Source organism: Pseudonocardia sediminis, assembly GCF_004217185.1.
Classification (GTDB): Bacteria; Actinomycetota; Actinomycetes; order Mycobacteriales; family Pseudonocardiaceae; genus Pseudonocardia; species Pseudonocardia sediminis.
This window is the reverse complement of the sequence record NZ_SHKL01000001.1, coordinates 2,636,806-2,660,341: the sequence shown is the minus strand read 5'-3', so window position 1 is coordinate 2,660,341 and position 23,536 is coordinate 2,636,806. Positions and strand designations below refer to the sequence as shown.

The 23,536-nt window shown below is 70.4% G+C and carries 21 protein-coding genes; 11 read left to right on the top strand and 10 right to left on the bottom strand.

From position 1 onward, the window contains the following. Positions 1 to 204: 204 nt before the first annotated feature. A complete protein-coding gene (gene ctaD, locus EV383_RS12400) occupies positions 205 to 1,965 on the bottom strand; it encodes an aa3-type cytochrome oxidase subunit I (protein ID WP_130290055.1) in 1,761 nt (586 codons plus the stop codon). Between the two features lie 448 nt (positions 1,966 to 2,413). Between ctaD and EV383_RS31150 the strand changes: the two genes are divergently transcribed. After that, entirely contained in the window at positions 2,414 to 2,587 is a 174-nt protein-coding gene (locus EV383_RS31150; RefSeq protein ID WP_165438325.1) for a hypothetical protein, read from the top strand. Between the two features lie 135 nt (positions 2,588 to 2,722). On the opposite strand, the gene EV383_RS12395 is transcribed toward EV383_RS31150, so the two are convergent. Next, positions 2,723 to 3,235 carry a carbonic anhydrase gene (locus EV383_RS12395; protein WP_165438324.1) on the bottom strand — a complete coding sequence of 171 codons (513 nt, stop codon included), beginning with the start codon at positions 3,233 to 3,235 and terminating at the stop codon, positions 2,723 to 2,725. 150 nt (positions 3,236 to 3,385) lie between these two features. Next, the gene (locus EV383_RS12390; protein ID WP_130290053.1) at positions 3,386 to 3,787 is read right to left on the bottom strand and encodes a hypothetical protein; all 402 of its coding nucleotides are present in this window, start codon (positions 3,785 to 3,787) and stop codon (positions 3,386 to 3,388) included. Positions 3,788 to 4,907: 1,120 nt separating this feature from the next. Here EV383_RS12390 and EV383_RS12385 point away from each other — a divergent pair. The 5 genes from EV383_RS12385 to EV383_RS12365 all read left to right on the top strand — a co-directional run bounded on the left by EV383_RS12385 (position 4,908) and on the right by EV383_RS12365 (position 9,092). Continuing rightward, positions 4,908 to 5,612, top strand: a complete 705-nt coding sequence (locus EV383_RS12385) for a VldE C-terminal domain-containing protein (protein WP_130290052.1) — start codon at positions 4,908 to 4,910, stop codon at positions 5,610 to 5,612. A 461-nt stretch (positions 5,613 to 6,073) separates the two neighbouring features. Then, the gene (locus EV383_RS32135) at positions 6,074 to 6,682 is read left to right on the top strand and encodes a M23 family metallopeptidase (RefSeq protein WP_242623051.1); all 609 of its coding nucleotides are present in this window, start codon (positions 6,074 to 6,076) and stop codon (positions 6,680 to 6,682) included. A gap of 152 nt (positions 6,683 to 6,834) precedes the next feature. Further along, positions 6,835 to 7,248 (top strand): hypothetical protein, encoded by a 414-nt coding sequence (locus EV383_RS12375; protein ID WP_130290050.1) that lies wholly within the window; start codon positions 6,835 to 6,837, stop codon positions 7,246 to 7,248. 495 nt (positions 7,249 to 7,743) lie between these two features. Continuing rightward, positions 7,744 to 8,742 carry a cytochrome c oxidase assembly protein gene (locus EV383_RS12370; RefSeq protein ID WP_130290049.1) on the top strand — a complete coding sequence of 333 codons (999 nt, stop codon included), beginning with the start codon at positions 7,744 to 7,746 and terminating at the stop codon, positions 8,740 to 8,742. After that, positions 8,739 to 9,092 carry a hypothetical protein gene (locus EV383_RS12365; protein WP_130290048.1) on the top strand — a complete coding sequence of 118 codons (354 nt, stop codon included), beginning with the start codon at positions 8,739 to 8,741 and terminating at the stop codon, positions 9,090 to 9,092. Before EV383_RS12370 ends, EV383_RS12365 begins: the two co-directional genes overlap by 4 nt. Positions 9,093 to 9,115: 23 nt before the next feature. Here the strand turns inward: EV383_RS12365 and EV383_RS12360 are convergent, their stop codons facing one another. The 3 genes from EV383_RS12360 to EV383_RS12350 all read right to left on the bottom strand — a co-directional run bounded on the left by EV383_RS12360 (position 9,116) and on the right by EV383_RS12350 (position 12,092). Next, positions 9,116 to 9,412 carry a hypothetical protein gene (locus tag EV383_RS12360; protein WP_130290047.1) on the bottom strand — a complete coding sequence of 99 codons (297 nt, stop codon included), beginning with the start codon at positions 9,410 to 9,412 and terminating at the stop codon, positions 9,116 to 9,118. Between the two features lie 516 nt (positions 9,413 to 9,928). Then, positions 9,929 to 10,537, bottom strand: a complete 609-nt coding sequence (lspA, locus tag EV383_RS12355) for a signal peptidase II (protein ID WP_130290046.1) — start codon at positions 10,535 to 10,537, stop codon at positions 9,929 to 9,931. 304 nt (positions 10,538 to 10,841) lie between these two features. Beyond that, complete coding sequence (locus tag EV383_RS12350; protein ID WP_242623050.1) at positions 10,842 to 12,092, bottom strand: Nramp family divalent metal transporter; 1,251 nt, start codon at positions 12,090 to 12,092, stop codon at positions 10,842 to 10,844. Between the two features lie 834 nt (positions 12,093 to 12,926). Between EV383_RS12350 and EV383_RS32130 the strand changes: the two genes are divergently transcribed. From EV383_RS32130 to fdxA, 3 genes are read left to right on the top strand one after another with little or no spacing between them, the layout of a single operon-like run. Continuing rightward, positions 12,927 to 13,832, top strand: coding sequence for a MerR family transcriptional regulator (locus EV383_RS32130; RefSeq protein ID WP_165438323.1), 906 nt, complete (start codon positions 12,927 to 12,929; stop codon positions 13,830 to 13,832). After that, on the top strand, positions 13,829 to 14,902 hold the full coding sequence (locus tag EV383_RS12340) for an arsenic resistance protein (protein ID WP_242623049.1): 1,074 nt from the start codon (positions 13,829 to 13,831) through the stop codon (positions 14,900 to 14,902). The genes EV383_RS32130 and EV383_RS12340 overlap by 4 nt, the downstream gene beginning before the upstream one ends. Further along, complete coding sequence (gene fdxA / locus EV383_RS12335; RefSeq protein WP_130290043.1) at positions 14,899 to 15,222, top strand: ferredoxin; 324 nt, start codon at positions 14,899 to 14,901, stop codon at positions 15,220 to 15,222. Before EV383_RS12340 ends, fdxA begins: the two co-directional genes overlap by 4 nt. Before the next feature lie 172 nt (positions 15,223 to 15,394). Here the strand turns inward: fdxA and EV383_RS12330 are convergent, their stop codons facing one another. Next, the gene (locus EV383_RS12330) at positions 15,395 to 15,784 is read right to left on the bottom strand and encodes a helix-turn-helix transcriptional regulator (RefSeq protein WP_130290042.1); all 390 of its coding nucleotides are present in this window, start codon (positions 15,782 to 15,784) and stop codon (positions 15,395 to 15,397) included. 1,178 nt (positions 15,785 to 16,962) lie between these two features. Between EV383_RS12330 and EV383_RS12325 the strand changes: the two genes are divergently transcribed. Together EV383_RS12325 and EV383_RS12320 are read left to right on the top strand one after the other, a co-directional pair. Next, a complete protein-coding gene (locus EV383_RS12325; RefSeq protein ID WP_165438322.1) occupies positions 16,963 to 18,984 on the top strand; it encodes a SulP family inorganic anion transporter in 2,022 nt (673 codons plus the stop codon). A 298-nt stretch (positions 18,985 to 19,282) separates the two neighbouring features. Beyond that, a complete protein-coding gene (locus tag EV383_RS12320; protein ID WP_242623048.1) occupies positions 19,283 to 19,852 on the top strand; it encodes a L,D-transpeptidase in 570 nt (189 codons plus the stop codon). Between the two features lie 281 nt (positions 19,853 to 20,133). Here the strand turns inward: EV383_RS12320 and EV383_RS31145 are convergent, their stop codons facing one another. The 3 genes from EV383_RS31145 to EV383_RS12310 form a co-directional block, all read right to left on the bottom strand. Beyond that, positions 20,134 to 20,292: a hypothetical protein gene (locus EV383_RS31145; RefSeq protein WP_165438321.1), complete on the bottom strand. Its 159-nt coding sequence runs from the start codon at positions 20,290 to 20,292 to the stop codon at positions 20,134 to 20,136. A gap of 756 nt (positions 20,293 to 21,048) precedes the next feature. After that, positions 21,049 to 21,879 (bottom strand): DUF4394 domain-containing protein, encoded by an 831-nt coding sequence (locus EV383_RS12315; protein WP_242623047.1) that lies wholly within the window; start codon positions 21,877 to 21,879, stop codon positions 21,049 to 21,051. An 843-nt stretch (positions 21,880 to 22,722) separates the two neighbouring features. After that, positions 22,723 to 23,271: a F0F1 ATP synthase subunit B gene (locus EV383_RS12310; RefSeq protein ID WP_130290038.1), complete on the bottom strand. Its 549-nt coding sequence runs from the start codon at positions 23,269 to 23,271 to the stop codon at positions 22,723 to 22,725. Positions 23,272 to 23,536 lie beyond the last annotated feature (265 nt).

Here is a 23,536-nt window from a genome sequence, read left to right as displayed (position 1 = left end):
CCCCGGTCGGTGTGTGGTCTGGCGCCGTCTGTGCGCCGTGATGGTGGTCGGGGCTGCGGTCGGGCGGTCCCGTCTCGGGTGTGACCGCATGCCCCGGGTACGGCGGACCGGGCGCGGCGCCGCGAGAACGTGCGCGACCGGCGGGCCGGTCACCGGCGCGCTGCCCGGTCGTGTCCAGCAGTAGTCGGGTGAACTGCGTCAACATCAGCGTGACCTCGAGTCGTCGTCGGGTTGCGCTTCCTTGCCCACGCCCTGGGCGACGATCTCGGCGACCTGCGGGTGCCCGCCGACGTGCGCCTCGGCGCGGGCACGCTCGACCAGGTGCGGGTAGTGCAGGTCGAACGCGGGGCGCTCGGAACGGATCCGGGGCAGCTCGGTGAAGTTGTGCCGCGGCGGCGGGCAGGAGGTCGCCCACTCCAGCGAGTTGCCGAAGCCCCACGGGTCGTCGGTGGTGACGACGCGGCCGTAGCGGTAGCTCTTGAACGCGTTGTAGAGGAATGGCAGCGTCGAGGCGCCGAGGACGAACGCGCCGATCGAGGAGATCATGTTCAGCGTCGTGAAGCCGTCCGTGGGCAGGTAGTCCGCGTAGCGCCGCGGCATGCCCTGGTTGCCGAGCCAGTGCTGCACCAGGAACGTCAGGTGGAACCCGATGAACGTGGTCCAGAAGTGCAGCTTGCCGAGCTTCTCGTCCATCATCCGGCCCGTCATCTTCGGGAACCAGAAGTAGATGCCGGCGTAGGTGGCGAACACGATCGTGCCGAACAGCACGTAGTGGAAGTGCGCGACCACGAAGTAGGTGTCGCTGACGTTGAAGTCGATCGGCGGCGCGGCGAGCAGGATGCCGGTCAGCCCGCCGAACAGGAACGTCACGAGGAAGCCGATGGCGAACAGCATCGGCGTCTCGAACGTGATCTTCCCCTTCCACATCGTGCCGATCCAGTTCACGAACTTGACGCCGGTCGGGATGGCGATCAGGAACGTGGTGAAGGAGAAGAACGACAGCAGCACCGCGCCGGTGGCGTACATGTGGTGCGCCCACACCGCGACCGACAGCGCCGCGATGGCGATCGTGGCGAAGATCAGGCCCTTGTAGCCGAAGACCGGCTTGCGGGCGAACACCGGGAAGATCTCCGAGACGATGCCGAAGAACGGCAGCGCGACGATGTAGACCTCGGGGTGGCCGAAGAACCAGAACAGGTGCTGCCAGAGGATGACGCCGCCGTTGGCCGGGTCGAACACGTGCCCGCCCAGCTGCCGGTCGACCAGCAGCCCGAACAGCCCCGCTGTGAGGATGGGGAAGGCGATCAGGGTCAGCAGCGCCGTGATGAAGATGTTCCAGGTGAAGATCGGCATCCGGAACATCGTCATGCCGGGGGCGCGCATGCAGACGATCGTCGTCACGAAGTTGACGCCACCGAGGATCGTGCCCAGACCGGACACGATCAGCCCGATCGCCCACAGGTCGCCACCCGGCCCCGGTGAGTGGATCGCGTTGGACAGCGGGGTGTAGGCGAACCAGCCGAAGTCCGCGGCACCGCCCGGGGTCAGGAAGCCCGAGATGACGGTCAGGCCGCCGAACAGGAACAGCCAGTACGAGAAGGCGTTGAGCCGCGGGAACGCGACGTCCGGGGCACCGATCTGCAGCGGGACGATGTAGTTCGCGAAGCCGAACAGGATCGGGGTCGCGTACAGCAGCAGCATGATCGTGCCGTGCATGGTGAAGAGCTGGTTGTACTGCTCGGTGGACAGGAACTGCATCTCCGGACGTGCCAGTTCGGCGCGGACCAGCAGTGCCATGGCACCGCCGGCCAGGAAGAACCCGAAGGACGTGATCAGATACATGATCGCGATGTCCTTGGGGTCTGTCGTCCGCAGCATCTTGAGCAGCGTGGATCCCTTGCCCGTACGCCGCACCGGGTGTGGCGACGAGGTGATCGGCGTGGGTGTGGGCGCGACGGCGGTCACTGTGGCAGCCCGGAGTTCGGGATGATCAAGGCGAGGCCTCTCCGATTGCAGCGATGTGCGATCGCTGTGAGCAGGTGCGTCAGCAGACGGATCGTGGGCACGGCGAACTCGGCCGCGGCCGCGGACAACCACGTCGACGACGGGCCCTTCCCCGTGCCGGACGCGGCTGCTACCTGCTGATCACTGCCGGAGGACGCAGAGGGCCAGCAGTAACGACGCACCGGCCCGCACCGCCGCGGTCGCGGCTCTCGACGGGACAGGGCCGGGCGGTGACCCGGACAGCGGCCCGCTCAGGGCCCACTGTGCGACCCCCGTCAGCGGAGTGTGCTCAGACGACGGTGCGACCACGGACGTCGCGCCGGTGCCCGCCGGACGCTGCGCGTCGGCGGCCAGGGGGCTGTGCCCCCACTGGACATCGCCGGGAGGCGACGCGGGGATCCCTGCCGGCGTGATCTCGGCGCCGACCGACGTCGAACTCGGCGTCGGTGCCGATGCCGAGGTCACCAGGCCGACATGGACGACGAGCAGGCAGACGACCAGTGCCAGCCACGCAACCGAGCGCGCCGAGCCGCTCAAGCCTCGCCGGGTCACGCCCATGTTCACCGCCTACTACTGTCTGTAGAACTCGGTCGGAAAGGTACCCCGGCGGCTCCGCATCGGCCACACCCGGGCCCGGCCTCGATCGTGCGGCCCACCGGGCCACGAGCGTGGGCCGCTGTTCGGTGCGCCACCGGCGCCGACGACGATCGCGGCGGCCTCACAACGACACGAACGTCCGGGTCGACGGGGCGTAGGCCTGCAACGAGCCGGACGTCGCGTCGTGCAGCCACGCGTCGACCTTCACGCCGCGGTCGACAATCGCATCCCGGACCACCGGGTAGCCGCGCAACGCACACACCTGGCGCACCACATGCGACTGCGCCGCTCGGCTCTCCGCCGCACCGCGCGTCCTCGTGTCGCCGCTGCGCGCCCGGGCACCGGCGAAGGACTTCACGTTCGCCACCGACCGGAGCCCTCCGGGGTTGTGCCCGCACGGGACATGGCCCAGCACGATGATCCGGGACACCTGCAGTTCCGCGACCACATAGTCGATGACGGCTGCCGCACCGGTGGGCTGCCCGGTGAACCAGGGGACCCGGCCCCGCACGGTGCGCAACTCGAACATCTCCGGCGACTCGACCTCCGCCACCCGTGACAGCGCGACCTGGGCGTCGTCGCAGGCGATGACCAGCAACCTGGGCCGTGCCGAGCCGATGCCGCAGCTGGACACCAGGCCAAACCCGGTCAGACCGCTGCGCGGGCGACCCGGGGGACCTATCCGGCCGGGGTTCATCGACGACCCTCGACCGGATCCGTCGCTCGGCGGTCGCGCGCAGATCCCCGAACCGGATCCGGGACCGGCCCGCGGTCCCGGCGACACTCACGAACCCGATGCACTCGGACCTCCCCCATCGGTGACCGCGATCACCACGAGCGGGGCGGCGGTCCGGTCGACCTCGACCACCACGGGATCCGGCCCGGCGGCGACGAAGGTGATCGTGGCCGGCCGCGCCGGCACCGGGACCGCCGTCCGTTGCGGCGAGCCCCGCAGACGGACCCGTTCCGGCCGGTCGGTGGCCACGGCGGCCGGTGACGCCGTGTCGAGGACACCGGGCCCGGGTGTCTCGGGCGCAGCGTCCGCCAGGGCCGCGCTCACCACGACGACGGCAGCCACGGTCAGGCTGACCCCGCCTCTGACGGTTCGGTTGGTCCAGATCGAGCTCAGGTCCAACTGCTCGGACGGGGCGCGGACCCGGTCGAGCGGGGTGTGACGTGTCGGCATGGCATAGACCTCTGGCTGCTTCTACGGATCGGAGTGGCCCAGATCGGGGGCAGCGGCACCAACGGCGCCGCTACGCAGACGCGCCGGAGGGCGCGCGTCGGTCGCTGACGGTCCGGAACTGCGATCAGGCGGGACGGAGCACCCAGGGGGTGCGGCGGCCGGCCGGCCTGGGACCGGCGATCTGACCGATCAGCTACGGCTGACGCAGTGCAGCAGGCGGAGCGGCACGGCTCCGCTGCCGGCCCGGGCCTCGATCGCGCGCGCAGTCACCACGTGTGCGCCGCCGGCGGGCTGCGACTCCGAGCTCAGCAGGCCACCACCGCCATCGGGGAGTGAAGAACTCTGGTGCTGGCCCGCGGGGCGGGCGGAATCCGCCACGTCCTCGTCGTGCGATGGCGTGTGGTGCGACACCGGGCACTGCGGGCCGGGCGTTGTCGCCGGTCGGGCACCCGCCGAGAGCGCGCCGGTGGCAACCGGGGCCGGCTGTGTCGAGGTCTGACCGGTCCCCGACGGCACCGATCTCTGCCCGCCTCCGACGGGCTCGGATGCGACGCCGACCGTCCCCGGGCCCGCCACGGAAGCAGCGAACGCGGTGAGAGACGGTCCTGCGGGGTCCGGGGAGACCGTCACCGCGTGCATCGCGACCGCGGCGATGAGGACCAGGAGGCTGGCCAACCGAAACCGCACTGTCGTCGTCACCGGCCCACCTACCTCCATCGCCGGACGGCGGCGCTGTTTCGGTCGAGCGCAGCCAATCGCGCCCGACGATACTCATCGCGATGGTGCCCGCGGCAGCCAGTCGGCGCCGAGCAACCACCGGCCCACCGTACGCCGGAGTTTTTCGACCACTCACAGCGAGCGGGCCGCCGATCGGCGTGTTGGTGCGGTTCGTTTCCGGCGTCGCGAACGCCGCTTTTCGTACTGTGAGTACAGCACCACACCAACACGCCTTCGAGTGCGGCACCGCTCCCCACGATCCGCCGCCTCGCCCCCCGAAAGGTCAGTTGTGGCACGGCACCGCTTCCCGGCGGGCCGACGGCCGTCCAGTTCTTCCACTGCCCTCCGCCGCACGGCGGGTGGCATGCTCGCTGGTGGAGCCGCCGTCCTCGCAGGTCATCTGTTGACCGATCAGAACGTCCCGCATGGAGAGTCGGCGCTAGCCGTCGCCTTCAGTACCGATCTCGACTCCGGTCCGGCCGCGATGACCCCCGTCGACCCGGCCGCGGCACCCGGGCCCGACAGCCCGGACGACCTCCTGCCATCGGGCCAGGGCTCGGGCCCGGCCTCCGTCCCTGCCGGGGAGACCCTGCAGAGCGCGAGCGGAGGCGACATCGCGCTGCGCGCTCTGCGGGAGGCAAAGGACGTCGCCCAGCAGCGTGCCGAGGCCGACCGAGCCGAGGCCGACCGTCAGGACGACGACGCCGAGCAGGACGTCAACCCCCCGCGTCCCGACGACGCACCCGAGGACGGCGGGTCAGCCGGCGGTGAGTGTGAACGCGGTCGTTCGGGCTTCGGCGCCGTCCGCGCCTCCGTCGCCAGCGCGGGCGAGGAACTGCGCTGCCGGTTCGACATCTCCACCGTCTACGGGGTCGCCGGCCGTTCCAACGCCTCCGACCACCCCCGGGGCCGCGCGCTCGACTTCATGGCCGACCCCTCCGCGGGCGAGCCGCTCGCCAACTACGCGGCGAAGAACCTCGACCGGCTCGGCATCAGTTACGTGATCTACCGGCAGCGGATCAACTTCGGTAACGGATGGGAGCAGATGGAAGACCGTGGGGGCGTCACCGCCAACCACATGGACCACGTCCACGTCTCCTTCAACTGATGGCCGCCCCCGCCCACAGCCCCGCTCGCCCGCGCGCCGCCGGCCCGAGACGCGGCCCGGGGAGCCCCGCGTCCACACCACCGGGACTGAGTGTGCAGACGACAGGGGCCGCGATCGCAATCCGCGGCCTCCCGCCCACGACAGGCCGTGACCGCCCGGACCGGCCCCGGGCGGGAGGTCACGCCACGCCGCGCCGCGTCCGCCGGGACACTCCGGAGACCCACCCCGCACCTCGGGCCGTCAGCTACGCGCGCCACCGGGCACCCGCACCTCCGGCCCCACCACCAGCATCGATCCCACCTCCGGCACCGGCTGCGCGGGCGGCCCGGTCGAAGCCGACCGGACGCCATCTCGGGGCCCTGACCGCCGGGGCCACCGTGGCTGGCGCGGCGGCGGTCATCCCGACGCTGGCCCCGCTCGCCCCCGTCGAGGCCACCGCCCAGGGATGGGCTCCGGTCGCCATGACCAGCGCGTTGGAACGCCATCCGGGACCGGGCGGCACCATGTCCCCAGACATGAGCCTGCAGCCGGCAACGGCCGGCGGAGAGAGCCACGGACCGCCGGCGCTGGATTCGCTGACCAAGGCGAGCCGGCTCGCCGACGACCTCGCCCGACTCGCCTCGACCCGCTCCGAGGCGATGGCCGCCGGTGCACCCGATGCGGCGATGACCCGGGACGGCGCATCCTTCGTCAAACCGACGACCGGCACCCTCACCTCCTCCGCCGGCCCGAGGTGGGGCAGCACGCACTACGGCCTCGACATCGCCAACCGCATCGGTACCCCGATCTTCGCGGTGGCCGACGGCGTCGTGATCGACTCCGGTCCCGCGTCCGGCTTCGGCCTCTGGGTCCGCATCCGGCACCAGGACGGCTCGATCAGTATCTACGGCCACATCGACCGCAGCCTCGTCAAGCGGGGCCAGACCGTGCGCGCCGGGGACCGCATCGCGCTGATGGGCAATCGAGGCCAGTCCACCGGGTCGCATCTGCATCTGGAGATCCGCGACGAGGGTGGCACCAAGCTCGATCCTCAGACGTGGTTGCGCAAGCGCGGCATCTCCGTCGAGTGACCGCACCGGCCCCCGGCTCGCACGGCAACCGCCGGGGCACGCCCGCGCACTCTCCCCGTTGGAAGCGCTACCGTGACCTCCAAGTTCTCTGTGCAGCAGAACGTAGGGGACCAGGCGCCCGCCGGCGCTGCATCGCTGGAGGAGGGCCCCGCGTGAACCGCAGAGTTCTCCTCTCCAGCGGTGTCACCCGTGCTCCTGCGGTGCAGCCGGCGCGGCCGACCCGCCCCGTGATCTTCACGGTGATCGCACTCGTGCTGCTCGCGATCCAGCTGACGATGTGTGGCTCCACCGTCACGGCCGTCGCCGTCGCCGCGCCACCTCCCGTGTCGAACACCGGCCATCACGGGGTGCACGACGTGCACTGCGAACCAGTCACGAACACCGAGGCCGCCGCGGCGAAGAAGGCCGGGACCGGCAGCGGAGACGACTCCCTCCGAGCCCCCGCGACGACCACATCACGCCTCGCGACCGCAGACCTCGCGTCGACGAGGGGGGCGACCTCGAAACCGGACGGTCCCCTCTCCGGCCGGACCATTCTGCTGGCGAGCTGCGTCGACCGCAGCTGAGCTACCCGACCGGACCTCTCGTTCCCTCCGCCGCCGTCGCGTCCTAGCCGTCCGGCGTTAGTTCCCCGTCGTTGAGACGGGCGGTGACCGCCTCTGGCATCAGAGCCGTGAGTGCCCGGCGAGCCGCTGTCACCGGCGCCCGCTCCCGACCCCGAACGACACGCATGCCGAGCATCGCCGCAGCGTGCCCACGATCCGAATCGAGCGCTCGATGATCTACTCCGCGCTGGCTGCCGTCCCCCCGCCGACGAGCGGAACGGGCGGCGTATCACCCTGGCCACCAATTCTCGTCGCAGGTGCGATCCTGCTCCTGTCCGGGCTCATCCTCGCGGCCCAGCTCACCGACCCCCGACGTCGGACGAGGAACGCCCCCTCCCCTGAGCAGGCGGAACCGCCGGCGCCGACGACGGCGCCCTCGCCCGACACTGACCCGGCCACCGACGCACAGTCCGCCCAGAGACCGACAGAGCCGGGGCCCGGGCCGGAGACGACGCGATGAACCCCGCGTTCGGCGGCACCGACACCCTCCCACCGCCTCTTGACCTCTCCCGGGTCCTGACCAGCTGGACCGTCGAGCCCTGGGTGCTGTTTCCGGTGGTGGTACTTGGCATCGCCTACCTGCTCGGCGTCCGTACCGTTCGCCGACGGGGAGTCGCCTGGCAGCGTTCCCGGACGGTGATGTGGTTCGTCGGGCTCGCCATCATCGCCCTGTCGACGAGCTCGGTCATCGGCGAGTACGACAACGCGCTGTTCAGCATGACCGCGGTGCAACACATGCTGTTGCAGATGGTCGCCCCGACTCCACTGGGCCTCGCCGCGCCGGTGACACTCGCGCTCAGGGCGCTGCGCGGGCACCCCAGACGGACCCTGCTGGCCGTCACGCACAGCCGCTACCTGGGCGTGCTGACCCATCCGGTCGTCGCCTACACGCTCTTCGTCGTCACACCGTTCATCGTGATTTACAGTCCGCTGTTCGAGCTCAGCGTGAGCAACCCGATCGTCCACAACCTCATGCATCTGCACTTCGTGCTGGTGGGGGCGCTCCTCTACTGGCCGCTGCTGGGCATCGACCCCTTTCCGAACCCGCTGCCCTACGCGATGCGGCTGCTCCTGGTGTTCGGCCTCGGCCCGGCGCACATCGTTCTGGGGATCCCGATCATGCTGCGCAAGGAGCTGATCGCCCCGGACTTCTTCCTGCGGATCGCCGAGGTCTGGGGCTCGGACCCGTTCGCCGACCAGAAGACGGGTGGAGCCATCTTGTGGATCTTCGGCGATGTCGTGGTGCTCCTGCTGCTGGCCGGGATGTTCGTCCAATGGAACCGCAGTGAGCATCGGGAACAGCGTCGCGTCGACCGTCATCTGGACCGGCTGCACGGCGAGGCGTCCAGCGTCGCGCCGTGGTGGGTGACCGACGACCCGCGAGCCGCGCGCCGCCTACCCGACTTCGTCCAGCGTGAGGACACCGTCCCGGCGGCACAGGAGGAGATACGGTGAGCTCCGAGGACCTGACCGTGGCGCAGGCCATCGGACTGTTCGTACTGTTACCCATCGCGATCATCATCCTGATCGCGCTGCCGATCTACGGGCCTGGCTGGATCCGGCGGCTCACCGGCCGGCATCGGAATGCCGGCGAGACGCCCTCGGAAGAGACGCAGCTACCCGGCCATGCCTCCGGTGACGCCCCGCAGCCCCCGGCCGAGGTGCCCCCGCCGGAACACACCCCGACGGAACCGGCCGTGGCGTCGGCGGCCACAGTGCAGCCCCACGACGAGCGGCCAGAACCTGCGCCCACGCCGGCATCGGACGACGCCGACAGCGTGCGTCCGACTCGACCGGATCCGTGACCGAGAGGCAGACCGCGACGGACTCAGGCGACCGGGAGATCGACGTCGACGGAGTTGTGCGACAGCAGATCGGTGCTGCTGTGGTCGTCCTGGTTGGTCTCGACCGACGTGGCGGTGTCGGTGTCGGTGTTGAACCAGTCGTCGACCGAGTTGTGGACGTTGGTCTCGGCACGGGTGTCGTTGAACGAGTCGGTGGCCTCCTGGTTGCCGGTGGCGTCACCGCCGACGGAGAGGGCGCCGCCGTCGTCGACCTTGACATCGTCGGAGCTCGCCGCGCTGCCCGAGCCGAACGCGGTGGTGTTCTCGTCGCCGTTGACCACGGCATTGCCGCAGCCGCCGGCGTCAGCGAGCCAGCGAGCGAGGGCGAGCAGCGCGAGGGCTTCGGCGGCGCCGCCGGTTCGGGCGTCTGGCGGGGTTGAACACCCACCGCGCGACCGTGGCCATGTCACGGTCGTGGAGGTCGGCGGCCATGAGCAGCGCGCACAGCTCCACGGTGGCCCAGTCGTCCCAGCGGTCACCATCACGGTCCTCGCCCGGGGCCGCGGCGCCGACCATGTGCACGGCCCGCTCGGCCGCGGTCCGGGAGTCGGAGCAGCAACGCACTGGGGACCACCACACCGAAGAGTTGAGACAGCGACGAGGCCGGCCGTGCACCAGCCCATCTGTCGCCGGCGCCGACACGTCGCGCCCTGATACGCGTAGCCCTGACGCCGACGGCCCCTGCATCAGCTCGCAGGCCGACGATCGTGTAGGCATGTCGGCAATGCGGGCGTCGACGGGGTGGGCCGCGGCCTGCACCGCAGGAATACACGCCGGTTACCCGTACCCGGCGCTGCTCACCCGTGACCGAGGGCTTTGCCAGCTCCGTCTTCGGCGTCCTTGCCCGGTGCGCGCGTGCCGTCGATCTCGATGCCGCGCACGGCCATCACCACCAGCAGGATCCCGCCGCAGACGATCGAGGAGTCGGCGACGTTGAACACCGGCCAGACGCTCCCGTCCGGCGCGAACAGCGACACCATGTCCACCACGTGCCCGCGCAGCGGGCCGGGCGAGCGGAAGAACCGGTCGATCAGGTTGCCCAGCGCGCCGCCGAGGACCAGCCCGAGGCCGATCGCCCATCCGGTCGAGGCCAGCCGCCGCGCGATCCGGATGATCACCCCGACGACGACGATCGCGACGATGGTCAGCACCCACGTGTAGCCGGTGGCCATCGACCAGGCCGCACCCGGGTTGCGCAGCAGCACCAGGTAGACCGCGCCGCCGAGCAGCTCCAGCGGCGGGCGCTGCTCCAGCGTCGCGACGGCCGCGATCTTGGTCAGCACGTCGAACACGAGCACGGCGGCGGCGATCCCGGCCAGAAGCGGGACGCCGCGCCGGGCGACGCCGCTGCTGACGGTGCCCGGTCCGGCGCGGGGTCCTGCGGGGTCGTCGCGCTCCTCGGTCACCCCACGATTATGCGCGGTCGGCGCCGGCGATCTCGGCTACACCGGGTCAGAACAGCCGGGAGGATGTGCAGCCTGCCACCGGGGCCGGGACCGGGACCCGACAGAACTCGCGACTTCCGGCAGCGACCGACCCGGTTCGCCGGCCGGCGAGGGAAATATGCCCCTTCCTCCTACCGACGACGCCGCTCCGCCCGGTGCACCCAGTCTCCGGTCCGGACACCCGCGCCGCACGGCGGCAGACCACGTCCACCGGCCGCGGCGACGGTCCCGGACTCCGCCCTCGGAACGTCGAGGTGTCGGATGGCTAGCTGCCTGCGACCGTCCGCCAGATCAGAAACAGGTTCAGAGCGATGATCAGGGCTGCGGCGGTACCGGCCGCGATCGTCGTCGCGCGACGGTTCACCAGTTCGGCCATGACCGCCCGGTTGCCGGTCAGCAGGACGAGAGGAACCAGAGCGAACGGGATGCCGAAAGACAGGACGACCTGCGACAACACCAGCGCGCGAGTCGGGTCGATTCCGAGGCCGAGCACCACTAGGGCCGGAGCGAGGGTGAGCAGCCGTCGCAGCAGCAGGGGAATCTGTCGGCGGATGAAGCCCTGCATGACGATCTGGCCGGCGTAGGTACCGACCCCGGACGAGGCGAATCCGGACGCGAGCAGAGCGACGGCGAACGCGAGCGCGGCGGGTTGGTCGATGGCCTGACCGAGTCCTGCGTGGACGCCCTCGAGGGTGCCCACGTCGGGGATGTCGGATCTGAAGAACACCGCAGCGGCGATCAGCAGCATCGCGGCGTTCACCAGGCCGGCGAGGCCCATGCCCAGCAGCACGTCGGACTGCTGTCGCCGGAGAAGGAACCGGCGGTCGCTGATCGAGGTGGCGACGATCCGGCGCTGCGTCAGCGCCGAGTGCAGGTAGATGACGTGCGGCATGACGGTCGCGCCGAGAATACCCGTGGCCAGCAACAGACTGTCGGTTCCCTCGAAGCGCGGGACCAGCCCCGCCGCCGCGCCCGAGGGCGAGACGTCGACGCGCAGGATGGTGGTCAGGAAGCCCAGCAGAATGACACCGAACAAGCCCATGATCGCCAGCTCGAAGGGACGGTGTCCCCGGTTCTGCAGCGCCAGCAGCGCGAACGCGACGATTCCGGTGATCACCCCGCCGGTGAACAGGGGGATGCCGAAGAGCAGGTTCAGCGCGATGGCCCCGCCGATCACCTCGGCCATGTCGGTGGCGATCGCGACCAACTCGGCCTGCACCCACATCCCTCGCGACACCGGACGCGGAAAGCGGTCGCGACACATCTCCGGCAGGTTCCGGCCCGTGGCGAGACCGAGCTTGGCCGACAGGGTCTGGATCAGCATGGCGAGCAGGTTCGCCACAACGATCACCCAGAGCAGCAGGTAGCCGTACTGCGCGCCCGCCGAGAAGTTCGTGGCGAAGTTCCCCGGGTCGACATAGGCGATCGCCGCGACGAACGCGGGACCGAAGAAGGCCAGCCGACCACGGACGCCACGACCCGCACCCAGGTCGGTCCCGACAGGTGCACCGGCCACTCGTCGGGCCCTCATGTCTGCGCCGCGGCTCGGCCGCGCTGCATGGCGGTGGGTGGGAGGGATCGCGGCGCGGCGCGGTCCGCCGGTACCGCGCTTGCGAGCCCTGCGGGCCCCGACATCGCAGCGGCGATCACAACGCGGGACCGCCACCGCGCTCCGGAGTCGGAGGGCTCGATCGCCCCACGCGCCGCTCGGCCCGCCTCGTGCTGACCTGGGCCGGCAACGAACCGCGGCCAGTGGGCGAGGCTCGGATCCACTCCACCTGCTGTCGGAGCCATCCTCAACGTGGGGCAGATCGTACTGGCAGAGCCAGATTCGCCCCACGATGTTGCCTTCATGACGAGGAACGATAGATGGGACTAACTCGCGAATCCAGTGCCAGTTTCATCCGATGTTGGGCATGACTATGTACATGATTCACCTCGCCTGCTGTCACCTCGCCAGCTGACCTGTGACGGTGACGTCCGGGGGCGACTCCGGCCCGTGCGGCGGCGGCGACGGGCGGCGGCGGATCTCGTGACTGCCGGGCTACCGCAGCCGAGCGCGTGAGCATGTCTCGGTGATCGGCTGAAGTGTCCGGTGGAGTCGACGTCGCCGGCTGCGGCGCCGGTGTCACCACTGCTGGCGGGGCCGGATCGTCGACCGCTACCGACAGGCACCGCCTACGAGTACAAGTTCCTACCGTCACCGAAGACGCCCGTACCGGCTACCGGCGCCTGCGCGACCCGGGATTGCGGCCCATCTCGGGGTGTGTCCTACACACCCCGGTGGTTATGTGATCTCGATCGTGAGGCTTGACCTTCAAGTCAAGTACTGGGTCTAGCGTCCGGGTTCGTGGACGGGTTGAAGGTCTCCGAACTGGCCGAGCGTGCCGGTGTGCCGGCGACGACGCTGCGCTTCTACGAGCAGCATGGGCTGCTCACTCCGCGGCGCTCGCCGTCGGGCTACCGGCTGTTCGACGACGACGCGGTCGATCAGCTGCGGTTCATAGCCACGGCCAAGAGCCTGGGGCTGTCCCTGGACGACATCGGGATTCTGCTGCGCCCATGGCGGCGCGAGGGCTGCCGGGAGGTGCAGCGGGCCCTGTCCCCGATGCTGGAGCAGCGCGGCGCGGAGGCCCGCGACCAGATCGTCGCGCTGCAGGAGTTCACCGCCCGCCTCGACCAGGCCCGCCGGATGCTCGATGAGATCGACCGGGACGGCCCGTGCGACGCCGCCTGCCCGTTCCTGGCCCAGGAGCAGACCGGCACCCGCGCCCGGCCGGCGCCCGAGGCGCGCGGCCCGGTCCCGCGGCCGCCAGCGACCGCCGAACCCGTACCACCGGCTGGGCCGGGCGGCGATGGGCCGTCCGTGGCGGCGCCAGCGACGCCCGGGGCGGCATGCTCGTTGCCGGGTCCGAGCTGGCACGACCGGTGGGCGCGCTGGTCGCTGGTGCTGGTGCACGCCACGAGCCGCCGGCTTTCCGGCGAGTGGGTGCGGGTCGAGTTCGACCCGGCCGTCCTCGACGACGGCGGCGCGGGCGAGCTGGCCGCGCTGGTGCGGGCCGAGCGGCGCTGCTGCCCGGCCTTGCAGATGTCGCTGACGATCGGGGCGGTGGTCGCGGTCGAGGCCCGCGTGCCCGACCAAGCCGCCCTCGAGGTCGCCGTGAGCCTGTTCGACCCCACCGACTCCGGCCCGGGGGTCGGGACCGACCTCGGGCCGGGGGCGCCGACGGGTTCCCGAGGCGGGGACCGCGGGTGAGCGCCGGGTCGCTGGTGGCGTGGTGGGAACGCCACCAGATACCGGTCTACCTCGGCGGCCTGGCCGCCGGCGCGGTCGCCGGGGTGCTGCTGCCCTCTCCCGCGGCGTCAGCGGTTGAGGTCGGGATCTACCCGGTGCTCGGACTGCTGCTCTACGCCACGTTCCTGCAGGTCCCGTTCGCCGCGATCGGGCACTCGCTGCGCGATGTCCGGTTCGTGGCCGCCGCGCTGGTGCTCAGCTTCGTGGTCGTCCCGGCGCTGGTGGCCGCGGTTGTCCTACCGCTGGGCCTGGAACAGGCGGTGCTGCTGGGGGCGCTGCTGGTCCTGCTCACCCCGTGCATCGACTACGTCATCGTGTTCTGCGGCCTGGCCGGCGGTGATGCCCGGCGACTGCTGGCGATCTCCCCGCTGCTGATGCTCGCCCAGATCGTCGTGCTGCCGCTGTTCGTGCTGGTCGCGGTCGGCCCTCAACTGGTCGGGGTGATCGAGCCCGGCCCGTTCCTCGAAGCGTTCGGGCTGCTCATCGCCGCCCCACTGGCTCTGGCATGGGCGACCGGACGGCTGCGCGAGAGCTCCCGCCCCCGCGCCGCGCTCCTCGCGGCCGCGCTGGAGCGCGCCGCCACCGCGGCGATGGTGCCGCTGATGGCACTGACCCTCGCCGTGGTGGTCACCAGCCAGGTCCCCACCCTGGCCGGGCAACTCGGAGCGGTCGTGCCGGTGCTGCCGATCTACGCCGGGTTCCTGCTGATCATGGTCCCGGCCGGAATCGCGGTAGCCCGGATGTTCGGGCTCGACGTCACGGCCACCCGGGCGCTGGTGTTCAGCGGCGCCACCCGCAACTCCCTGGTCGTGCTGCCACTGGCGCTGGCGCTGCCGCCGATGTTCGCCGTCACCCCCGCGGTCGTGATCGCCCAGACCCTCGTCGAACTGCTCGGGATGATCATCTACGTCCGGTTCCTGCCCCGCCTGATCCCCCACCGCAACCCTGGGCCCAACCCATCTCCTGCCCCGGGACCGGCGGCCGGTGCCCCCGCCCACCGCCCGGACAGCCATAGCGAGGAAGCCCTGTGACCTATGTGATCGCCGAACCGTGCGTCGATGTGATGGACAGGTCGTGCATCGAGGAGTGCCCGGTCGACTGCATCTACGAAGGCGCCCGGATGCTCTACATCCACCCCGACGAGTGCGTCGACTGCGGCGCCTGCGAACCGGTCTGCCCCGTCGAGGCCATCTACTACGAAGACAACCTGCCCGAGCAGTGGAGCGCTTACACCAAAATCAACACCGAGTTCTTCGACTCCCACGGCAGCCCCGGCGGCGCCGCCCGCCTCGGGCCCACCGGCGCCGACCACCCCACCGTCACCGCCCTGCCCATCGACCCGTTGCCCTAACGAGGCCAGCGCTCAGGTCCAGGACTGTGGTCGGAGAACGAACGACGGGCCTGGTGCACCCCGTTGCGCACGCACGATTCGCCACCCCCATGCGTGGGGGTGGTCCCCGACCTGCAGCCAGGAGACCCTGCGGTCGCGGTGAAGGCTCGCGGGTGGCGGAGAACGTCGCTGGTCACTCCTCCCCGGCCGGCGGCGCGACGATGATCGCACCGCTCTCGTCGTCGGAGCTCAGGAGTGCAGCCATCAACAACCGGCCCATCGGTGTGAGCCGGTACGCCACGACCGTCCCGCCGCGGTGAGATGTGGCGAGACCTCGAGAACACAGGCTCCGCAGATGCTGCATCACCAGCTCTCGGGGCACTTCGCACGCCCAGATGAGATCGCAGACACACAGCTCCACGCCCAGCGCGAGCGCTGCTCCGAGCCGTAGCCGCACCGGATCGGCCGAGACGACGGACCGGACGTCCATGATCCTCGCCACCGGCCCGTGCACGAGCCGCAGCCGGACCGCTTCGGCTTTCGGCAGGTCCAGGCATGTGAGTGCGCACTCCTCCGCCGACACATTGCAAATCTAACATGTGTCCTTATATTGGCCTGCGGCGCGATCGGTGACCGCGGTGCCCCCCGGCTCGCGACTTCCTGGCCGTCGGGCCCGGTCGGTCGCAAGTATCGGCCCGTCCGGGCGGCTCGACGTGGTGACGACGCCGGCATGCCGCTGCGGTGTCGCGCCCGGCGGCATCGCAGCGGGCCGGAGGGGCGGCCGCCGAATCTGCCCGCTCGAAGCGGCGTGGCATTCGCGGCCATCATCCTCGTAAAGGGAGGTCACGACCGGATCTCTGCGGAATTCCGGACCCGAGGTGAGGCACCCTGGCGCAGTCGCTAGTCTGTGTGCCGAGCCCGCGCGCGGCAATGGCTGCAGTGCGGAAACGCTGAGCAGTGCGACGACGGGAGCAGGTGAATCGTGCGCCGACGCCAGAGCGGAATTCGTTTCACCCTCATGTTCGTCCTGTTGCTCGGGATCGTTCTGCACGCCGGTGACTCCGCCGGCTCCGCCTCGACCTATCCGGCTGCCATGACCGTGGAGATCAGCGCCGGATCCGGTGGCGAGGGCCGGGGCCCTGCAGACCCGAACCAGCCGGCTCCCGCGTGCCCGGTCTCCCATCAGAGCAAGCACGACACCCTGACCGGGGACACGCGCCGAGCGACGTCCAATGACGCTCAGACGCTGCCGGGCGCGGCGCCGGCGAGCTCCCGGGTCTGGTTCATGGATCCGTATCCTTCTGCAGGTAGAGCGCTCGGAGGCATCGACACGGACCCTCCGGTCGGATCACCGTCGCTGTCCGTGCTGTGCGTGGACCGGAACTGATTCGAACTCGCCGGTCGCCCGTGCGCATCGTCCTCGATCGCCTCTGAGGCACCTCCACCTCTGAGCCCCCCGCAGCTTCCATTGACCGAACCCGGTTGCGCGGAGCTCTTCTGTCCGCGACGAGGCTGCTCCGCGATCCTCAGGTCACCCACGGGCGCGAGCCCTCCAGCCGCCGGCGCGTCGGCGCCGCGGCAGGGTGAGCAAGCCTTCCCGACATCGGGCGGACGTCGCCGGCGACCACTCCCCTTTCGAATCGTTCTGCGCAATTCCCCGTTGCCCCCAGTGACCCGACGCGCCAGGAATCTGGCGGACGACTACTGCGGTCACCCTCACGGAGGACTTCCATGAACTCGGTTTCCCGACGTCACACAGACATGTCGGCCCCACATAACGACCATTCCCGTTCGACCGGTTCACGTTCCTGGTTCCCGCACGCCCGGGCGGACCTGTCCGCCTCGCTCGTCGTCTTCCTCGTCGCCGTCCCGCTCTCGCTCGGCATCGCCGTCGCCTCGGGCGCCCCCATCCTCGCCGGGCTCGTCGCCGCCGTCGTCGGCGCGATCGTCGCCGGCCTCCTCGGCGGATCCCCGTTGCAGGTCAGCGGCCCGGCCGCCGGTCTCACCGTGGTGGTCGCCGAGATGATCAACCGGTTCGGCTGGCAGGTCACCTGCCTGATCACCGCCGGTGCGGGTCTCATCCAGATCGTCTTCGGCCTGACCCGGCTGGCCCGCTTCGCCCAGGCGATCCCGCCCTCGGTCGTACACGGGATGCTCGGCGGCATCGGTCTCACGATCGCCCTCGCCCAGCTCAACGTCGTCTTCGGTGGCCAGTCGCAGACCGCCGCCCTGGACAGCCTCACCGCCCTGCCCGGCAGCATCGCCGGTCTGGCCTGGCCCACCCTGCTGGTCGGCGCGCTGGTGATCGCCGTGATGCTCACGTGGCCGAAGCTGCCCGCCCGCGCCCGGGTCGTCCCCGGTGCGCTGGTCGCCGTGGCGCTCGCCACCGTCGTCGCGCTCGCCTTCCCCGAGGTCCCCCGGATCGAGCTCGGCGGCTCGCTGCTCGACGCCATCGCGCTGCCGGTGCTCCCCGAGGGCAACTGGGCCGGCGTGATCGGCGGCATGCTGACCATCGCGCTGATCGCCAGCGTGGAGAGCCTGCTCTCGGCCGTCGCCGTCGAGCGGATGAAGCCGGGTACGCGCACCGACGCCGACCGCGAGCTCCTCGGCCAGGGCGCGGCCAACACCGTGTCCGGCCTGGTCGGCGGGCTGCCGATCACCGGTGTGATCGTGCGCAGCTCGGCCAACGTCCGTGCCGGCGCGCAGACCCGCGCGTCCGCCGTGCTGCACGGCGTGTGGATCGCGGTGTTCGCGATCCTGCTCGTCGGGGTCGTCGAGATGATCCCGATGGCGGGCCTGGCCGGTCTGCTGGTCGTGGTCGGCCTGCAGCTGGTGAAGCCGGCCGACATCCGCACCGCGCGCAACCACGGCGAGCTGGCGATCTACGTCGTCACCGTCCTCGGTGTCCTGATGCTGAACCTGCTCGAGGGCGTCGCCCTGGGCCTGGTCCTGGCCGGGGTGCTGCTGCTGGTCAAGGCCGTCCGCTCGCGCCCGCACTTCGACGGCGCCGACGGCGAGAACGCCGACGGCCCGATGGTGCTGCGCGTCGAGGGCTCGCTGAGCTTCCTCGCGGTGCCGCGCCTGTCGCGCCAGCTCGGGGAGATCCCGGCCGGTCGCGACGTGCGGATCGACCTGGTCACCGACTACCTCGACCACGCCGCCTACGACCACCTGCAGGCCTGGACCGAGCGTCACCGCTCGACCGGCGCGACCGTGGAGGTCCTCGAGCCCGAGACCACCACCCGCACGACGAGCAACAGCCTCGACGGCACGCCGCGGTTCGCGTCGTGGTCGCACTGGCAGGCCACCGGCGCCGAGGGCCGCACGGCCGAGTCGCCGATGCTGGCCGGTCTCGCCGCCTACCACGAGCGGACCGCCGAGGAGATCCGTCCGACGATGTCGGAGCTGGCCTCGGGCCAGTCGCCCTCGGCGATGATGGTCACCTGCGCCGACTCCCGGGTGATGCCGCACATGATCACCCACAGCGGGCCCGGCGACGTGTTCACGGTGCAGAACGTCGGGAACCTGGCCGGCGGCCAGGGGACGATGGCCGCGGTCGAGTACGCGACCGGCGTCCTCGGCGTACCGCTGATCGCGGTCTGCGGGCACTCCGGCTGCGGGGCCATGAACGGCCTGAGCCAGGGCGTCGCCGGGCAGGACGGCGGCCTCGGTCACTGGCTGATCAAGGCCCGTGGAGCCCTCCGCGCCTGGGAGCAGGGCCACCCGGTTGGCGTCGCCGCGGCCGCGGACGGGTTCCCCCGGTCGACCAGCTCGCGATGGTGAACGTCGCGGTCCAGCTCGATAGGATCTACGCCCAGGGCGCGAGGTCGGCCCTGATGGGCCTGTTCTACGACATCCCCACCGCGCAGGTCCTCATCCTCGACGAGACCAGCCAGCGCTTCGTGCGGCCCGACGTCGCGCGGGGCGGGCCTGCTGTCACCGTCCCCTACCGGCCGTCGCTTGTGCCGCAACGCTCGGCGTCGCCCGTCCGGTGCGGGCAACCGGACCCACTCACATGCGTCCATATGCATGACTGCAACCATCTATCCGGACCAACCCCATGATCCCGAGGAGTAGAACAGTGCGGACTAGGCAGGCTTCCCGCGCCAAGGCGGCCGCCGCCACGATCGTCGGTCTCGTCGCCGTGACCGGGATCGGCCTGGCCGACCCGGCGTTCGCCGGCGCAGAGACCGAGACCAGCACCGTGGCTCAGCAGACACACGCCGCGGCGCTGACGCCGGGCACTCCGTGTTCGACCGCCGCGCGCGCCTGCGTGGACCTGGAGTCCCAGCGTGCCTGGTTGATCCGCGACGGCAAGGTCGTACGTGGCCCGGTGGGGATCGCATCCGGCGGGGCCGAGCAGGAGACCCCGATCGGTCACTCGTTCCGCGTGTACCGCAAGAGCAAGGACCACGTCAGCGGCGAGTTCAAGGGCCCGGACGGGCAGCCGGCGAAGATGCCCTACTCCGTGTTCTTCGCCGACGGAGGAGTGGCGTTCCACGGTGGCGACCGGTCCCGCTCCTCGGCCGGATGCGTCAAGCTCGGTCTGGGCGACGCCGAGGCCTGGTTCAACGACCTCCAGAACGGCGACCAGGTCCAGGTCGTCAACGCATCGCAGGAGACTGCGGCGCGCCAGACCGCCACCCGTTAGGGTGCGCGACGACGCCGGGACCCGGTTCGAGAAGTGCCGGCCCCGGCGTCGCTCACATGACGCCGCGGCTTGCGGCGAGAGCGTTACCGCTGGCCTCGTGGGACGTCGCGGCATCAGGTCGGGCCGGGCCCGATGCCCGTCGAGTTTGCGCCCGCACAACGCCAGCTCCCCGTTGCCTGTGAGGTTCGGAGTGGCCGCGCCTGCCGCGCCTCGGCCCAGGCGTCGTCGCCAGCCACACCCGTCGGCACTCGAGGACGTCTAACCGGGTGGAGCCCACGTCGTCAGGGTGGGAGGACGGGCGCGACGGCCCCGCAGGTGAGCACGACGATCGAGGCCAGCATCGGGTACTGGATGCGAAGCGCGGTCCGCGAGTGGAAGAGCCGCGCCGCGCGCTCGTGCCTCGCGGCGACGTAATCGAGCACGATCGCGGCGAGCTGCACCGCCGCGATCGTCCCGATTCCGACGAGAGTGGGTCGACGGCGCGGCCGGTGGTGCCGAAGCAGGTTCGCGCCGGTGGCGAACGGTCGCTGGCAAGCACGAACGGGAGCTGGCCGTCGAACACGAACAGCGGGAAGTAGTGGACGACGACGTAGCCGACCGCGATCGGGACGATGGTGTGGGCGAACGCGAACGCGATCGGGAGCGGCGCGCGGTCACCACGCCTCGCGGGCCCGGCCCGCCAAGTCCCGAGCAGATGGAAGCCCACGACGGTCGCGATGACGCCGGCCAGTTCGACGGTGACCCACAGCCGAGCGAGGGGGACCCGCCCCGACTAGAGCTCGGGGCGGGAGAACCCGTCGAACGCGGCCGTCCCCACCAGGACGAGCACCACGGCGACGGGCCGGGCTCGTCGCCGCTACGGGCCGTCGAGGGGGTTGCGCAGCACGAGCCGGTCGTCGGCGCTGCGACCGATCGGGGCCCGCACTGGCGCGAGACCCCAGGGCCGCGGCACATACGCGCGATCGGGCGACCACCTCCGGACACGCCCCACCAGCAGCGCGCGGCTATAGAAAGTCAGGCGGTCGTCGGCGTGCACAGCGGAAAGCCCTCCGTGGCGAGGTGGACGGTGTCAGGCACCTCCACCCAGTCCGAAGGGCTTCCTCGCTCCAACAGCCACGCCGACCGTCACCAACATCCCGAATGCAACTAGAGCCTCTGGACGCCCCCAATCTCGCGTCGCTCATCGAACACCGAGGTCAGTGACCGAGTGCGATGGCGAGGTCGGTCACGTCTCGGTCGAGGTCACCGACCCTGGCGACAGAACCGGTGAACAGGTTGGCGCGGTACAGCGTGGTGGTCCCGTCGACCTGTAGTGCGGCGAACGCTGTCTGATCGACCGCGGTGTCTCCGCGCAACGTGCTGTAGATGTCGAACCCAGCGTCGATGCCGGCGTCGACGCCGAGCTTGCCAGTCGCGGCCAGTGAGCCCGCGTTGGCCGGGGACTGGATTGCGATCTGGTCCCCGGTCGTGTCGAGGGCGTAGAGGGTGGTCGCCGTGTCCGTGTCACTGTCGTTGTTCGTGTACGCGACGCCGGTCACGCCGGTCGCGGGCACGGTCCCAGTCGCTGGCGGGGCCGCCGGGTTGGTCAGCTTCCCGTCGGCGACCGTCGCGGCCTCGGGCATGGCGAAGGGCTGACGCAGGTTCTGGCCGGTATCGCTGACGACCCGCAGGGCGTCGGCCGCAGGGTTGAAGTCCACGCCGAACGCAACACCGTCGAGCGGGACCGACAGCTGGCGAACCTTGGTCGCGGAACCGTCGGCGTCGACAGTGTAGATGCCGCCGGTATCGCCGACGCCGTAGAGCTTCCCGTCCTGTACCCGGTAGTCGATCCCGACCAGACGCTGATCTCCGTCGAGCCCGGTCACCGGGCGGCGGTTGTCGGTGCGGCTGCTGTCGGAAGTGAAGTCGACCAGTTCAGCACCACTGACCAGCCCGACGATGTCCAAGCTCGGTGCGCGGTGTGAAGCGCGGTCCTCGGTCTCGGTCGCCGAGGCTGTCGCGGCGGGAACAACGAGAGCGGCCCCCATCAGCAGACCTATCAGTCCGACTCTGGTGGATCTACGCATCATGAGGGTCCTTCCGGTGAGCGGATCTCGTGCGAGGTCCGCCCGTGACTACGGACGTTCAGGCTGCGGCGTTCACTCGATCGGGAAACCTCTTCGCAGTCCGAGTCGGGGCCGACTCCGTAGCTCGTGCAGCTTTCTTGCCAACGGCTCGATCACCTGAACGTGATCTCCGCCCTGCAAGGAGGTGAAGCATGCCCTCAGCGTCGACGGGCTCCGTGTGGATGCGGCCGGTGAAGGACCTGGAGGCAGCTATCTAAGGCGACCTCGCCGTCATAGAAGAACACCGGAAGCGGCATCGGAGCCGGACGGGCGTCCCGAGCGCGGGACCCCTGACTGACGTGACCCTTGTCCCTGGAGTAGACGGGTGGCCGATCGGGAACTTCTGTCCATTGTCCGTCCAAGACGATACCCGCCGGGCCGCGTACGACCTTGCCTTCTTAGATCTGCCAGGAAGGTTGTGTCTACAGACCACCGCACGCCTCAGCCGTCACCGAACGCGGATATCTGGCCGACGCAGGATCCGCCTGGTCCACTCGATCCGACGGGGACTTCGCAACTGAACCGCCCGGGCGCGTCCGGACCCTCCCGACACGCCAGCGGTTCGGGGAAGCCCGATCCGGTAGCGATAGATGATTTCCTAGGCCACTCGACGACCGTTGCCGAACGGGTGACCGAGGCGCCCCACATTGCAAAGGCAGAAACGGAGCGACCCGCAGCCACTGAGCACCCGAGAGCGCCACGAATCTCGACAAACTCAACGCGATATCGTCCCGCAAGCCGGACGCCTCATATGGGAGATACGCCCTAGCCGTTGGTTCCGGTCCGCTGACTGCTCATCGCTCCGAGCTCGCCCAGGAACGAGTCGACTGTCGCCGAGCGGCGAGACCCGTCTGCCAGGGAGTCAGCCAGTAGGCGCTCGGCCAGCTCCACCGACATCCCACCTACCTCGCCGCGTAGGTTTCGCTCCGCCTGTTCGCGGTAAGCAGCAATCTGCTCCTCGGCGCGGGCCCTGATCCGAGCGACCTCATGCTCGCCCTCTTCACGTAGCTCGGTCTTGATCTGCTGAGCTTCGGCCCGGGCGTCATCGCGGATGCGTGCCCCCTCAGCCCTCAGGCCGGCCATCTGCTCCTCGTACTTCTTCTTGAGCCGGTCAGCCTCTTGCTGCGCGTCGTCCGCCCGCTTGAGGCCGCCCTTGATCCCGTCGGTCCGGTCCTTGTAGGTCCGTTCGAAGCGCGGCAGGCCGTACTTCCAGAGCACGAACACCAAGATCGCAAACGCGGTGATGCCGAGAATCAGCTCACTTGCATACGGCAGAACTGGTAGCGGTGTCTCAGCGGCCAGAATCGGTTGCACCCTTGTGACCTACTTCCATGATGTGGGCCGATGACGTAACCGGCACAGTGGCAGTCAGCCCATGGCGAGTAGCGAACAGGATGAGACCGATTGGCATGCCGAGCTCGACCAGGACGAATCAACACAATCTTACACCGGGCAGGGCTGCGGGTGCCCTCCCATGATTGCACCGTTCAGGACGGCCGACGGGCTCGTACCGACACAGGTTGCCCGGCGGAGCACGTGACGTCCGGGCACCCGCTTGAGGTGTGTCCGGCCGGGGACC

Excerpts from the sequence above, each read along its gene's own strand:
- EV383_RS12390 (WP_130290053.1), bottom strand. The coding sequence starts at position 3,787 with ATGCCGACACGTCACACCCCGCTCGACCGGGTCCGCGCCCCGTCCGAG.
- EV383_RS32135 (WP_242623051.1), top strand. The coding sequence starts at position 6,074 with ATGACCAGCGCGTTGGAACGCCATCCGGGACCGGGCGGCACCATGTCC.
- EV383_RS12370 (WP_130290049.1), top strand. The coding sequence starts at position 7,744 with ATGAACCCCGCGTTCGGCGGCACCGACACCCTCCCACCGCCTCTTGAC.
- EV383_RS12325 (WP_165438322.1), top strand. The coding sequence starts at position 16,963 with ATGTCGGCCCCACATAACGACCATTCCCGTTCGACCGGTTCACGTTCC.
- EV383_RS12315 (WP_242623047.1), bottom strand. The coding sequence starts at position 21,879 with ATGGGGGCCGCTCTCGTTGTTCCCGCCGCGACAGCCTCGGCGACCGAG.